This is a genomic window from Brevibacterium sp., assembly GCF_031179145.1.
Lineage (GTDB): Bacteria > Actinomycetota > Actinomycetes > Actinomycetales > Brevibacteriaceae > Brevibacterium.
Genome location: NZ_JAPSIB010000006.1, coordinates 126,157 through 140,299 on the forward strand (window position 1 = coordinate 126,157; position 14,143 = coordinate 140,299).

Sequence of the window (14,143 nt, forward strand, 5' to 3'; positions counted from 1 at the left end):
AATGTCGACATTGATCGAAGCCGGCAAATTCGCGAGCGCTCACCAGGTTCCCTCGCGCGATCTGCGCGCGCTGCACCGGGGCAACATCGAGCACGAACCTCACAACGACGACCTCGGGGAGGTCAAGGCGCTGCGATGCGAAAGCAATGGAGTGATCTGGCACGACGGGGAGATCAGACATGCATGGGGGCCGACCGACGCACCCGACACCTGCATGTCGGTGACCAAGAGCTTCCTCTCCGTCCTCACGGGGGTCGCAGAGCGTACCGGTGTCATTGCGAGCATCGATTCGCAGGTGGCCCATTACGTTGAGAATGTGTCACCGACTGTCTCCGCACTCGAAGGGGTGACATTCAGGCATCTGCTGCAGCAGACGAGCAATTGGCAGGGGTCTCTGTGGGGCAAGCCACACTGGATTGTCGACCTGCTCCCGGGCATCGGAGCCGAGAGACACGACGACGCCGGTGCCGTGCCGCCTGGCCGGATCTGGCAGTACAACGATGTGCGGGTCAACCTCCTCGCCTTCATTCTCACGGCAGCATTCGGCGAGGAGCTTCCTGCGGTTCTGCAGAGAGAGGTCCTCGACCCGATCGGGGTCGGCACGGATTGGGAGTGGGGAGCCTATCGCAATGCACGGCTGACCATCCCCGGAGGGGAGGAGCTGCGCAGCGTCAGCGGCGGAGGCCATTGGGGCGGTGGTCTGGTGATGTCGTCGCTTGATCTGCTCCGTTTCGGTCGCCTGTGCCTCGGCCATGGCACTTGGCACGGCGCCGAGGTGGTGACCCGGGACTACTTCAACGCAGCCGTGACGCCGTGCGACCTCAACCCTGGATACGGGCTGATGTTCTGGCTCAATCCGAATGGGGAACTGCACTCTACAGCGCCCGCGACGGCATTCGCCGCCAGAGGAGGCGGCCGTGCCAGCGGCAGCAACTTCGTCTACGTCGACCCCGACAACGACCTCGTCTTAGTCGTGAGGTGGCTGGTCAACGGTGCGTTCGAGGCGTTTGCCGACCTGGTCTACTCAAGTCTGGACCTGCGACGATGACCGATGGACTGCCGGAGCTCGGTTTGCAGGAGGCAGCCGCGGAATTCTGCGCAGGGTTCGAGCTCAACCCAAGCAGCCCGGATGTCAGTGTCGTGCGGCGTGCATTCTTCGACACCATCGCAGTCGCCGCAGCCGGATCGACCGAGCCGTCGATGTCAGCGCTGCGGGAGAACGTGGACGTTGTCGAAGGACCATGCCTGATCTACGGAACCGACCACCATGCCGACCTCCTCACCGCAGTCCGGCTCAATGCCGCAGCCGCTTCGGTGCTCGACCTCGACGACACCTCGGATGAACTCCGCGGACATCCCAGCGCGGTCATGATTCCGGTCATCGATGCCGCAACTCAGCTGATCGGTGCGGAACCGCTCGAACAGTGCGAAGCCTACGTCGTCGGGTATCGAGTGCAGAGAGTGCTTGCTCGAGCAGTGGACATCGACCTCCACCGAAGTCAGCGGTGGAACACGGCAAGCACGATCGCTCGCCTCGGCGCCGTTGCCGCTCTGTCGAAGCTGTACGGATTCACTGCCGAGGAGATGATGCGGGCCTTCACGGTCGCGGGTTGGACCCCCGGCACGAAACTGCACACCCACGAGGCGATCCCTGCCCAGACCGCCATTGCGGCGACGAATGCCGTTCAAGCGGTACAACTGGCGGCCGCCGGTTTCGGGGGAGGCGAAGCCCTTGTGCCGCCGGTCCCCGCCATCTGGGCACCGAGGGAACAGACCGCCTCTGCAGCTTTCGCAGCGTTGAGGTCGGAACAGCCGATCATGCTCAACATCAAGAAGTACCCGACCTGCTCGAACCTCCACGCCGCGATCGAATGTCTCGCGAGCAGCGAACTTCCTGCAGCCTCGGACATCGCCTCCATTGAGATCTGCGTCGAGCCCGGCGGGACGGGTCCGTTGCTCGATCATCTTCCCGCGACAGTTTCCGAGGCCCGATTCAGCATGGAGTATGTGGTGGCCGGAGCGATCCTCGATGGTCGCGTCGGCCTCGATTCCTTCAGCCTGGACAAGCTGCGCGAACCCGCGAGACAGGCGTTGATGCAGACCATCTGTGTGCGGGAGGCTCCTGTACCGGAGACCGGTCCCGGTGATTATGACGGGCACTTCACGACCATACGGACCACGACCGGAGACGGCCGGACCGTTTCTCTGCGCAACGATACGTGGGCGGGACACGCAGGCACTCCGCTCAATTTGGACGGTCTGAACCAGAAGATCCGCTGGTGCCGAGAGTGGACGGCTTCACACGGAGGGTCTGCGCACCATCTCACCGAGGAAGGACACCTGGCTTCATGACCATCGCCGACACGTGGGCCGTTCACTGCAGCACAGTCACGATCGACAACCTTCCCGTCCGTGTCCGGCAGCGCACGACGACGTTGCTGCTCGACACCATCGTGTGCGCACTCGTTTCGGCTGACGTTCCCGAAGGCGGGCGAACAGTGGCACTCGCGGAGGCCAGCGGAATGCCGATTGGGTCAGCACCAGGGACAGCCTACGTCCTCGGTCGGCTGGCGGGTCTCCTCGACTTCGAGGATTCCTCTCCCGGCGGCTGTCACCTCGGGCCGAGCATCGTCGGCTCAGCCCTGTCCGTCGGGCGGTCGAGGTCTGTCTCGGGTGCAGAGCTCATCTCCGCGATCGCGGTGGGCTTCGACCTCGGCGTTCGGACCTCCTCGGCGATGGGTAGCTACCTGCGAACCATCGACGGGACCATCGTCGGCTATGCGGACATCTGGGGTATCACTGCCCCCTCGGTGATGGGAGCGGCGGGGGCCGCGGCATCCGCAGGACGACTCTCAACCGAAGCTGCGGCACGAGCGCTCACTCTGGCGGGCAGCTGCTCACCGGTGCCCATCGGTCATCTGTGGAATCGCGAAATGGATCTTCCGAGCACCAAGTTCGGGGATTCCGGATGGTGCGCGCACGTTGGCTCCTTCGCCGCAATCGCGGCAACCCATGAGGTCAGCGCCCCGGCGACAGTTCTCGATGACCTGGACGGCCTGTTGAGAATCGGCGGCGGAAACGAGCGGGACCCGAGTCTGATGGTCAGAGATCTGGGACGGGACTGGGCAGTCACCTCGGCGATACTCAAACAGCGACCTTGCTGCGGCTCTATCGATCCGGCCGCCCATCTGCTCGACCGAATCGTTCGCGATCACGGGATGCTGCCAGCCGACATCGATCAGATCACCGTCGAAGTCGGGGCCGAGGCGACTTCGCCGAGATTCCTCAACCCCGATCCGCGGACCCTGGCCTCCCTGCAGTTCAGCATCCCTCACATCATGGCCGTGGTGGCTGCAGGGATCCCGGCGGGATCGAGATGGTTCGACGCCGATGTCGTCGAGAACTCGGAGATCGCCGGGCTGCGAGCTCGGGTGGAAGTGACCACTGCTTCGGAGGGAGACGCCTACCCGACAACCCAGGGGCCGGCCCGCGCTCCGGTCACGGTGAGCGTCCGAACACGCGACGGAATTGTGGTCTCAGACAGCATCCACCCTGCCCGGACACCAACGCGAATGACTGACCCCGATGACGCCGTCCGCACGAAAGCGGCCGAGCAGCTCACTGCGACCGAGGCAGACATTCTGCTCCCCCTTCTCGACAAGGTGGAGAAGCTCGACGACATCACGGCGCTTCTGGACATGATCGTCGGCTGCATCCTCGAACGAGCAGAGACCAGGAGCAGCTCCCGCCCACGAAAGGTGCAGATTCCATGAAGAGATCCGGCTCAACTCTGAGTGCACGAATGGCGAAGTACGCGCGCTCGATCGAATCACCCGAGTTCGACGTCATCGAGTCCCTTGCCCGTACCACTGCCATCGAGGACAGTCCGGAACCCATCGGCGCCGTCTACCCTCATCGACACCCCACCAACGGAATCATCGTCAAGCACGGTGACACCATCGCCCAATGGGGTGAGACGCAGGTGCCCGATATGGCATTCAGCATCTCCAAGGAGTTTCTGGTCCTCGCCGTCGGAGTGGCCCTGCGGCAGGGGCTGATCGCATCGACCACCGAACTCGTGGCACCCGTGATCCTGAAACTGGACCTGCCACCTGAGCAGATGACTGGGTCCGAAACGCTCGGTGACACGACTTGGCGACACCTGCTCGACAACACGTCGGGATGGAAGGGATCGCTGTGGGGAAAGCACACGGACATCGACCGGCAGATGACTCGACGGGGGATGGGCCAGCTGACCAGCGGTTTTCCCAACGGCAGCCGGTGGAGCCTCAACAACATCCGTGTGAACCTCCTGGCGCTGGCGCTCACCGCGGTGTTCGAGGAGTCCCTGGAAGCGGTAATGCGCCGTGAAATCATGGACCCGATCGGAGCCAGTGACACCTGGCGCTGGAACGGGTATGTCAACTCGTTCATCTCTTTGGGCACAGAAGCAGTTCCCGTGGTCTCCGGAGGTGCCCACTGGGGTGGCGGCATCTACATCTCTTCGTCCGATCTGGCACTCGTGGGCAGACTGTGTGCCGCGCGAGGACAGTGGAATGGACAGTCGCTCGTCCCCTCCACATGGTTCGAAGAATCGTGGGCTCTCGTCGAGAAAGCGCCGATGCCAATGGGCTACATGTGGCAGACGAACATCAACGGCGACTTCGCGCCCGGCGCTCCCAGGAGCGGGTTCGCAGCCACCGGCGGCACTCAGGCTCTGGGACACAATCTGCTGTGGGTCGACCCGGAGAACGAGATCGTCGCGGTATCGCGTTGGATGCGATCCGATCGCATGGCTGAGTTCCTCGAACGGATGACACAGTACCTGAACGATGACCCTGACTACCGAGCCGGTGCCTGTGCAGGTGCGGAGACCCTCATCGAAACGCAGCCGGGTGATCACTGATGACCTCTGATTTCGTCGAGTTCGTCGCCACTCTCGAATCACCGGAATTCGACGTTGTGAATGCCCTTAAGGCGACGACCGCCGAGGAGAGTGATCCCGAGCCGATCGGAGTGCTCTACCCGCGCCGACAGCCTGCGAACGGAGTCGTCGTTCGCGACGGGCGCACCATCGCACGCTGGGGTGACATCCGTGTGCCGGACATGGCATTCAGCGTGTCGAAGGCGCTTCTGTCCCTTTGCGCCGGTTTGGCCTGGACGAAGGGTCTGATCACCGATATGCATGAACCCGTGGGCGGATGGGTGAGCAGACTTGAACTCGGCCCGGACCAACTGACCGGGATTGAGGACCTCGGCGACACGAGCTGGCACCATCTCCTGCAGCAGACGGGCTCCTGGGAGGGGGCGGTCTGGGGAAAGCACACAAGCATCGACCGGCAGATGGATCGCTACGGCCACGCGGCCAATGCTTCAGGATTCGCTCCCGGAACGAGATGGAACATGAACAACGTCAGAGTGAACCTTCTGGCCCTGGCACTCTCCAGTGTCTTCGAAGATTCGCTCGAATCCGTGTTGCGCCGCGACATCATGAACCCTCTCGGCGGCAGCGGCAGTTGGCGCTGGAACGGATACGCGAACTCGTACTGCCGCCTGGGCGGAAGGATGAGGCAGGTGGTATCGGGGGGAGCGCACTGGGGCGGCGGAATCTACATATCGTCCGCCGACCTCGCCCTCATCGGCAAGCTGTGCGCCGGGCGCGGACGGTTCGGCGCACAGCAGCTTCTTTCCCCTGAATGGTTCGACATGGCGTGGGACCCGTGCCCGGTAGCGCCGGAAGGGAGCGGATATCTGTGGCACCTCAACACCGGACATGAGTTGTCGGCGTTGGCTCCCGCCTCGGGCGTCGCGGCCTTGGGTGGAACCCACGCCCTCGGCGTGAATATGCTCTGGGTCGATCCGGACACCGACGTCGTCGCGGTGTCGCGATGGATGGCCTTCGATCGTATCGGGAACTTCCTCGACCGTATGAGCGCGAATGTGTGACCAGAACATGACACCTCGACTGTCCGACCCGGCGAACGGTCCCGGTCCGCCTCAGACCCCGGCCGCCGCCTTCCGCAGCGCTTCGAGGAACGCCGTCGCCAGAGGAGTGGTGTCGGTGCTGCGCATGGCGGAGACGATGTGGCGCTGCGGCATCGGACGAGTGAGGGGAAGCGCCACTGTGTCGGACTCTCGGGTGAGAGCGATTTCCGGGATCATCGCCACTCCGAGACCGGCGGCGACGATGCCCTGCACGGTACCCAGATTGTTGCTCCGGAAAGCGATGCGAGGAGTGAACCCGTGCTGAGCGCACAGCGAAGTCAGACATTGGTGGGATGCCGTCTCAGGTCGATGGGCAACCCAGGTTTCCAGGGCGAGCTCTTCGATGTCGACGGCGGATTTGGTCGCCAGCCGATGTCTTCGGGCCACCACGATGAAGAGATCCTCCGTCATCACCTTGTTCAGTCGCAGATTCTCCGGAAAGCGCGGCGGGACGAGATCGTAGCTGAAGCCCAACGCGATATCGAGACTCCCGTCCGCGACTCGGGGGAACAGTTCGTAGGGCTCGCCCTCGTCAAGGGTGATCTCAACCTCTCGTCTGCGGAACAGGAAACGCGCCATGGCTCGCCCCAGTATCGGGCCTCCGGCGGAATCGAAGGTGCCCACCCGGAGCGTTCCGGATTGACCAGCGCCGAGACGAGCGACATCGATCTCGATCTGATTGAGGAGGTCCATCACCTCGTCAGCACGCTGATGAAGGTGATGAGCAGCCTCGGTGGGCACTGCCTTCTTCGCGTGACGTTCGAAGAGTACGATCCCGAGTCTCCGCTCGAGTGCGGACATCTGCTGCGAAACGGCGGAGGCCGTGAACCCGAGTTCGCGGGCGGCCCCGGCGAACGAGCCGTGCGCCATCACCGCATGCAGGGTGGAGAGCATCTTCGTATCGATGACCATAAGTGAAGTCTAGCCAAATTCACGATTGAGCATCAGGGAAATTGATGCTCGATGATCGGAAGTCTGAGTCTTGGCCGGTGTTCGCGGCGTGGACGTTTTCCTAGTCTGGAGAAGGAACGGGCTCAACCCGACTTCGAATTCCGGCCACGACAAAGAAGTGTGGAGCAACCATGACAACCAACTCCGACGCGTCGACGATCATCGTCTTTCTCGTCTATCTCATCGCCGTGCTCGCCATCGGGATCTGGGCGTACAGGAAGAACACCGACATGGGTGACTTCGCCATCGGTGGACGCCGACTGGGCACCTTCGTCACCACGATCAGCGCGAAAGCCACCGATTCCAGCCAGTGGGTCTTCTTCGGTCTGCCCGGAGCGTTCTACATCAGCGGTATGAGCAATATCTGGCTGATCGTCGGACTCACTCTCGGCTTCTACCTCAGCTGGAGACTGATCGCAGGTCGGTTGCGCAAGTACTCGGCGGAAGTCACCGACTGGCGCGACGGCGAATCCGGGGAATCGGTGACTCTGCCCGGATTCTTCGCCAATCGGTTCCGGCACGACTCCCTGCGCTGGGTTTCTGCGATCTTCATCATCATCTTCTACGTCGTGTACCTCGGTTCCGCCTTCATCGCGACCGGAGTCATCTTCTCCCAGATCTTCGGCACCTCCGTCACCACCGGGACCATCGTCGGTGCGATCGTCGTCATGGTCTACTCCTCGCTGGGCGGATACCTGGCGAGCAGCTACACCGATGTGGTCCAGGGCTTCATCATGTTCTTCAGCCTGTTGATCCTTGCGGTGGCTGCCATCATCAAGCTCGGAGGGCTGGGCGGATTCGTCGGCGCCATCACCGCGCAGAATTCCGACCTCGGCTCACCGTTCGCGGGAGTTGAACTCATCGACGGCAACTGGGTGACGACGAGCTCGGTGTCGTTCATCGCCATCATCTCCTCGCTGGCATGGGCCGTCGGCTACTTCGGTTCCCCGCACATCCTCGCCCGCTTCATGGGCATGCGGAAGGTGGAATCGGCGAAGAACGGTGCACGACTCGGCATCTTCCTCTCGATCACGCTGCTCGGCTTCGCCGGAGTGATCGGCTTCGCTGCTCTCGCTCTCTTCGGCCCCGATCTGACCAATCCGGAGGACGCCTACATGTCCCTGGTGGCAGAGCTGATGCCGACCTGGCTGGCCGGAATCTTCCTCGCCGGAGTCCTCTCAGCAGTCATGAGCACCGCAGACTCCCAGCTCGTCGTCGCCTCGACCACACTGACCGAAGACTTCTACCGGGCGTTCATCAACCGCAAGGCCCCCGACAAGGTCCTCGTATGGCTGAGCCGCCTCGCGGTGGGATTCTGCACCCTGATCGGCATCATCGTCGCCCTGCGCGGGGGCACCATCCTCGACCTCGTCGGCTACGCCTGGGCGGGATTCGGCGCCAGCTTCGGACCCGTGCTCCTGGCCGCTCTGTACTCGAAGAAGACCACCTGGTTCGGCGCGCTGCTCAGCATCATCGCGGGCGGATCGACGGTCATCATCTACCGTCAGCTCGACACGATCGGACTCTACGAACTCATCCCAGGATTCCTGGCGGGACTCATCGCATTGTGGATCGGCAATCGCTTCGGACCCAAACCGAAGGCAGAAGTGGTCGACCGGTTCGAGAGCGTCTCGGCCAAGTAGGGCCCGAATGCCACCCCATGAACGCGCAGTGGCACTCGCTGCGACCCAGAAGACCGGAGGAAGCACCTCCGACAACAGAGCGGCTCAGCCCGCACGAAGGAGAATCATCATGGCCACGACCGATGTGCACGTCACCGACGGAATCGGAATCATCACCCTCAACAACCCGCAGGCGCTCAACGCGTGGACGCAGGAGATGCAGCGCGACGTTGCGAAGTCGTTGAACATGCTGGATGCGGACTCCGAGGTCAAGGGCATCATCATCACCGGGGAGGGCGAACGGGCATTCTGCGCGGGCCAGGACCTCAACGAGGTCTCGCACTTCTCGGAGGACCATGTCAAGGAATGGCTCGACACCTTCTATGAGGTCTACGACGCTGTGCTGTCGAACTCGAAGCCGGTCATCGCCGCCCTCAACGGAGTGACCGCCGGATCGGGATACCAGTTGGCGCTCCTCTGCGACCTCCGCATCGCTCATCCGGGTGTGCGGATCGGGCAGCCCGAGGTGAAGTCGGGCATTCCGAGCATCACCGGCATGTACCTCACCTGGCAGTCCCTGGGCCATTCGAAGACCGCGGAGATGATGCTCACCGGTCGACTCCTCGACGCGGAGGAAGCGCACCATGCCGGCCTCATCGCCGAGGTGGTCCCCGCCGAAGAAGTGCTGTCACGAAGCATCGCGCTGGCCACCGAACTCTCCGAATTGCCCGCGCAGGCCTTCGCTATGACGAAGCAGCGGATCCGGGCGACCCTCATGCCCGGCCTCAAGGAGGCCTTCGACGCCGCGCTCGAGATCGACAAGCAGGCCTACGGTGATGGCGAACCGCAGCGCACCGCATCTGAATTCGTCGCCAAAAAGGCTGCTCGGTAACAGTGTCCGTCAACAGCTCGAAGGTGAATGAGGCAGCTCGATTCATCCACGGTCCAGCATTGTCCGACGCTCTCGCGCAGCTTGCCGCCGATGATCCCGCCCGGGTCTATCTGCGCACTCGGGATCGGTCGCAGACCGTGGCGGAGCTCAACGGGCGTGTCGACGCAGCAGTCGAGATGCTGCGTCGGCACGGGATCGGCAGCGAGTCTCGGGTGGCGCTCGCTGCGGATGTCGGAATCGATCATGTGGCGCTGATCTTTGCGCTGCTGCGCATCGGTGCCCTGTGGATCCCCACGAACACCCAGCTCAAGGGCGAGCCGCTGCGGCACCACCTCGGCGATTCCGGGGCCACCATGCTCATCGTCCAACGATCGAGCATTCTTGTCGAGGAACTCCCGGAGACCGTCGCGATGGAAGGCCTGGAGCTGCCGGATCGCACCGGACCGGAACTGGTCCTGATCAGTCCGCAGAGCCTTCTCCCAGAGAACATCATGCCGGCCGGTGGCGACCGGGAGGATGCGTGCCTGCTCATGTACACCTCGGGCACCACGGGCCCGCCCAAGGGCGCCTTGGTCAGTGAGACCATGCTCAGAGCCGCGGTCCTCGGCGCTCTCGAAGTCACCGAACCCCATGCCGGGGACGTGTTCTATGTCTGGGAGCCGCTCTTCCACATCGGCGGTGCCCAAGTGGTCTTCGTCCCCCTGTTCTGCGACATCTCCTTGGCACTGGTCCCGAAGTTCTCGGCATCGCGCTTCTGGCGTGACATCGTCGATTTCGACGTCACGCACATCCACTACCTCGGCGGCGTGCTGCAGATCCTTCTCCAGCTGCCACCCGTTCCGGAGGAGAGGGACAACCGGGTGCGGGTCGCGTGGGGGGCCGGAGCGACGCCCGAGGTCCGCGCGGCCTGTCACTCCCGGTACGACTTCGCCCTCCACGAGTGCTATGGGATGACCGAAGCGTCGAGCATCGTCACCGTCAACCGCAACGATCCCGACGGAGGAGTGGGTGTGCCGTTCCCCTGGGTGGAGATCGCCATCGACTCCTCGGCCAGGAATTCCTCTCACAGGGATTCCTCATCCAGGGAATCAGGTGTCGACGGCCCGTCCTCCGTCCCGGAAGATTCACCGATAGCGGGGGAGATCCTCGTGAAGGGCCGAGTGGAGGGGTTGCTCACCGCCGGCTATCTGGGGAACCCCGAAGCGACTGCCAGGGCGCGGGATGGCCAATTGTTCAGGACAGGAGACTTCGGTCGTCTCGATGAGAACGGGAACCTCCATTTCGAGGGTCGCGGAAGCGACAGCATCCGGGTCAGGGGTGAAAATGTCTCGGCATGGCAGGTCGAAAGCGTCTTCGGACTCCACCCGCACGTCGATCGCTGTGCGGTGATCGGTGTCGACGCCGAGGTGGGGGAGCAGGAGATGATGTTGATCGTCACAGAGGGGGAGGGGCAGGAGCTGTCTCCGGAGACCCTCATCGAGTGGGGTCGTGGCCAACTCGCGAAGTTCCAAGTTCCTCGGTACGTCAAGGTCGTCCCGGAGATGCCGTTGACTCCGAGTCAGAGGATCGCCAAGCACCGACTGCCGAAGGATCTGGAGGGGGCTTTCGACACATCGTTGTCATGACAGCCCCGACCTACCCTTCGAACAGCCCCCGGATGTCGTCGACCGACACCGCGTCGCCGAACTTCTGCCCGTCGTTCATCAGGGAGTCGAAGAGCTCGGACTTCTTCCGCTGAAGGGCGAGCACCTTCTCCTCGATCGTGCCCTCGGCGACATACCGGTAGACCATGACGTTCTTCGTCTGCCCGATCCGGTGGGCCCGGTCGATCGCCTGATTCTCCGAAGCCGGGTTCCACCACGGGTCCATGAGGAATACGTAGTCCGCCTCGGTGAGGTTGAGGCCGAACCCGCCGGCCTTGAGGCTGATGAGGAACACGGGCGCCGCACCTTGGCGGAACTCCTCGACGACTTTCCCCCGGTTCCGGGTCGAGCCATCGAGCACAACGTGGGGGACACCTCGGCGGTCGAGCTCTTCGCCCACCTTGTCGAGGAACGAGGTGAACTGGCTGAACACGATCGACCGGTGGCCCTCGGCGATGACGTCGTCGAGGCGCTCCATCAGAGCGGCGAGCTTGCTCGAGCGCACATTGTCGTGTTCGACATCGACGATCCGTGGGTCCAAGGCGAGCATCCGCAGCAGCGTCAACGACCGGAACACGATGAACCGCTGCTTGTCGTAGTCGCTGTCGATGAAGCCGAGGATCTTCTTGCGCTCCTTCTGCAGCACCCGGTCGTAGAGGTTGCGGTGCGCGGCATTGAGCTCGACAGTGATCACCTGCTCCTGCTTCTCCGGCAGATCGGCCGCGACCAGATCCTTGTTCCGGCGCATCATGAACGGCCGGATCCGGCGCTGCAGGCGTTCCATCCGCCCGGGATTCTCGCCGCTCTCGATCGGGCGGACGTACTCCTGCTCGAACCGGTGCGCGCTGGGGAACAGTCCCGGCGCCGTGATCGACAGCAGCGACCACAGATCATTGAGAGAGTTCTCCATCGGCGTGCCGGTCAGCGCCAACCGGAACGGGGCGACGACGGACTTCGCGGCGAGGTGCACCTGGGAACTGCTGTTCTTGACGAACTGCGCCTCATCGAGGATGAAGCCCGCCCATCTCATCCGGGAGATCGGGTCCTCGTCGAGACGCATCACCGCGTACGACATGACGATGACATCGGCGCCGGCGACCACCTCGGCGAGGGGCTTCTGTCTCTTCTTCGTCGACTCCGCGACAACTCGCACGTTGAGGTCGGGCGTGAACTTCGCCGCCTCCTTCGCCCAGTTCGGGACCACCGAGGTGGGGGCGACGACGAGGAACGGCAACTGCGGTTCCTCGGCACGACGGTCGGCCTTCGCGTGGGCGATGAGGGCGAGCGTCTGCAGAGTCTTGCCCAGGCCCATGTCATCGGCAAGGATCCCGCCGAGGTGACAGCGGTAGAGCAGCGCCAGCCATCGGAAGCCCTGCACTTGATAGGGGCGCATCGTCGCCCCGTTGAGTGCCGGCACCTCGGTGGCGGGAAGGTGCTCGAGGTCGCGCAGTGCCTGCGCGGTTTCCTGCCAGGTGCGGGCGGGCTCGGATTCGTCGGCGAGGTCCTCGAACTCCGACCACAGGCCGACGTGGAGGCGGCTGATGCGCGGAGCCTCGGGTTGCCACTCGGGGATGAGGTCCGCCTCGGCGAGGAGGGCCTTGATCCGGTCGAAGACCGGTCGGTTGAGGTTGAGGAAGGTGTTGTCGGAGAGCTTGAGCTTCTTCTGCCCGGAGGCCAGCGCCTTGAACAGTTTGACGAAGGGCACGCTGCGACCGGCGACGGTGATCTGGAACCCGAGGTCGAACCAATCGTTCTTGTCGGATTCGACGGCGGTGATCTTGACGTTCGGTTCTCCGCCGAGCTCCCGGTACGGCTGCTTCTTCCCGCGTTCGATGATCTTCACGTGCTCGATGTCGTCGAGCTCCGGGACCACGTTGACGACGAAGTTTGCGGTGTCGACGTCGTGGAGGTCGGTGTCCTTCGGGACCCCCGCCAGGGGAGTGTCGACCAGCTGCGCTTCGACCTTCTCGAGGACGGCGAGCTCGTGGTCGACGTCGCGGTTGTCGCGTGATTCGGGTGCGGAGTTCGAGCCGGCGGCGGCGTTCGCGCAGTCGGTCAGCTTCGAGCGGGGGATGACGGGCAGGGTTCGGCGCGGGCCCGAGTACTCCCAGTACCACTGCAGGTTGACTTTGTCGTTGGCACCATAGGTGAGGAACAGGACCAGGCGCGGGTCTCTGTACTGAGGGAACTGCACGGATTCGTCGGTGCTGACGACCTCGGTGCTCGAGCGCAGCAGGGGGTAGTACTCCTCGAAGAACTCCTCGGTCTCCTCGTCGGGGATCACGATGGGGTCGGGAGAGTCGAACACGGGCAGGGCCGCCTGTGTCGTCTCCTTGGCCGCTCGGGCCAGCGTCACGGCGAATCCGGAGCGGAGGTCGATGCCGAAGAAGCCGTGCGTCCAGACGGGTTTGATCAGGCCTGGGGTGAACTCGCGTTCGTCGATGGTCACGCGTGGCTGAACCTGGAGGCGGTTGGGCAATTGGAGGACATCGACGACGGCCTTCGCCTCCCGGCCGAGGCGCACGCTCATGCCCTGGTTGACGCCGACGAACTCGATCCCGAGCTTGGCCCCTTGCGCGAAGAGCTCCCACAGCAGAGGAGTGCGGAAGTCGCGGAGGTTGTAGGGCGCGGCGTCGGGGGTGAAGTCGGTGCGATCGCGGAACTTCAGTCCGGCAAGCTGGGCGAACCATTCCTGATGCCGGGGGTCGATGCCGAACTGGCTAGAGAAACGGTCGACGTTGCGCCAGGTCAGGGAGCCTTTGACCCAGTTGCCGGAGGTGCTGAGGATGAGTGGGCGAACCGCCAGCTGTGGGTTGATCCCCGGTGTGACCTCCTGCTTCTTGAGGATCACCGTGTGCTTGGGTTCGAACCAGGTGCGATCGACGACTTCGACGAGCTCGAACCCCAGGGCCACGGGCGTGTGCTGCTTCGCGGTCGCCTCGGCGAGGCCGGCGAAGGCGTCGCGCCACCCGGACGCGGTGGCGGATCGAGATGTGGCAGGGGGATTGTCGGGCACGATTCGATTGTCTCATTGAGCGCTGACGCGAGGG

Annotated in this window: 10 protein-coding genes; 8 read left to right on the forward strand and 2 right to left on the reverse strand. The window is 63.6% G+C overall.

Translation table 11 applies throughout. From position 1 onward, the window contains the following. Position 1 precedes the first annotated feature (1 nt). Genes RIT73_RS06675 through RIT73_RS06695 form a run of 5 tightly spaced genes read left to right on the forward strand, consistent with a single transcriptional unit; the run spans position 2 to position 5,946 of the window. Entirely contained in the window at positions 2–1,048 is a 1,047-nt protein-coding gene (locus RIT73_RS06675; RefSeq protein ID WP_309131285.1) for a serine hydrolase, read from the forward strand. Continuing rightward, positions 1,045–2,352, forward strand: coding sequence for an MmgE/PrpD family protein (locus tag RIT73_RS06680; RefSeq protein ID WP_309131286.1), 1,308 nt, complete (start codon positions 1,045–1,047; stop codon positions 2,350–2,352). Before RIT73_RS06675 ends, RIT73_RS06680 begins: the two co-directional genes overlap by 4 nt. Then, positions 2,349–3,773, forward strand: coding sequence for an MmgE/PrpD family protein (locus RIT73_RS06685; protein ID WP_309131287.1), 1,425 nt, complete (start codon positions 2,349–2,351; stop codon positions 3,771–3,773). The genes RIT73_RS06680 and RIT73_RS06685 overlap by 4 nt, the downstream gene beginning before the upstream one ends. Beyond that, positions 3,770–4,906, forward strand: coding sequence for a serine hydrolase (locus tag RIT73_RS06690; RefSeq protein ID WP_309131288.1), 1,137 nt, complete (start codon positions 3,770–3,772; stop codon positions 4,904–4,906). The genes RIT73_RS06685 and RIT73_RS06690 overlap by 4 nt, the downstream gene beginning before the upstream one ends. After that, positions 4,906–5,946 carry a serine hydrolase gene (locus tag RIT73_RS06695; protein WP_309131289.1) on the forward strand — a complete coding sequence of 347 codons (1,041 nt, stop codon included), beginning with the start codon at positions 4,906–4,908 and terminating at the stop codon, positions 5,944–5,946. The genes RIT73_RS06690 and RIT73_RS06695 overlap by 1 nt, the downstream gene beginning before the upstream one ends. A gap of 51 nt (positions 5,947–5,997) precedes the next feature. Here RIT73_RS06695 and RIT73_RS06700 read toward each other — a convergent pair whose 3' ends face one another. Further along, on the reverse strand, positions 5,998–6,897 hold the full coding sequence (locus RIT73_RS06700; RefSeq protein WP_309131290.1) for a LysR family transcriptional regulator: 900 nt from the start codon (positions 6,895–6,897) through the stop codon (positions 5,998–6,000). Between the two features lie 170 nt (positions 6,898–7,067). On the opposite strand from RIT73_RS06700, the gene RIT73_RS06705 reads away from it, so the two are divergent. From RIT73_RS06705 to RIT73_RS06715, 3 genes are all read left to right on the forward strand, one after another. After that, entirely contained in the window at positions 7,068–8,579 is a 1,512-nt protein-coding gene (locus RIT73_RS06705; protein ID WP_309131291.1) for a sodium/proline symporter, read from the forward strand. A gap of 109 nt (positions 8,580–8,688) precedes the next feature. Continuing rightward, the gene (locus RIT73_RS06710; protein WP_309131292.1) at positions 8,689–9,450 is read left to right on the forward strand and encodes an enoyl-CoA hydratase/isomerase family protein; all 762 of its coding nucleotides are present in this window, start codon (positions 8,689–8,691) and stop codon (positions 9,448–9,450) included. Between the two features lie 59 nt (positions 9,451–9,509). Further along, positions 9,510–11,075, forward strand: a complete 1,566-nt coding sequence (locus RIT73_RS06715) for an AMP-binding protein (protein WP_309131293.1) — start codon at positions 9,510–9,512, stop codon at positions 11,073–11,075. A gap of 10 nt (positions 11,076–11,085) precedes the next feature. Here the strand turns inward: RIT73_RS06715 and RIT73_RS06720 are convergent, their stop codons facing one another. Next, positions 11,086–14,109 (reverse strand): DEAD/DEAH box helicase, encoded by a 3,024-nt coding sequence (locus RIT73_RS06720; RefSeq protein ID WP_309131294.1) that lies wholly within the window; start codon positions 14,107–14,109, stop codon positions 11,086–11,088. Positions 14,110–14,143: the final 34 nt, after the last annotated feature.

Coding starts and splice junctions, on each gene's coding strand:
- RIT73_RS06685 (WP_309131287.1), top strand. CDS start 2,349: ATGACCATCGCCGACACGTGGGCCGTTCACTGCAGCACAGTCACGATC.
- RIT73_RS06675 (WP_309131285.1), top strand. CDS start 2: ATGTCGACATTGATCGAAGCCGGCAAATTCGCGAGCGCTCACCAGGTT.
- RIT73_RS06695 (WP_309131289.1), top strand. CDS start 4,906: ATGACCTCTGATTTCGTCGAGTTCGTCGCCACTCTCGAATCACCGGAA.
- RIT73_RS06690 (WP_309131288.1), top strand. CDS start 3,770: ATGAAGAGATCCGGCTCAACTCTGAGTGCACGAATGGCGAAGTACGCG.
- RIT73_RS06680 (WP_309131286.1), top strand. CDS start 1,045: ATGACCGATGGACTGCCGGAGCTCGGTTTGCAGGAGGCAGCCGCGGAA.
- RIT73_RS06710 (WP_309131292.1), top strand. CDS start 8,689: ATGGCCACGACCGATGTGCACGTCACCGACGGAATCGGAATCATCACC.
- RIT73_RS06705 (WP_309131291.1), top strand. CDS start 7,068: ATGACAACCAACTCCGACGCGTCGACGATCATCGTCTTTCTCGTCTAT.
- RIT73_RS06700 (WP_309131290.1), bottom strand. CDS start 6,897: ATGGTCATCGATACGAAGATGCTCTCCACCCTGCATGCGGTGATGGCG.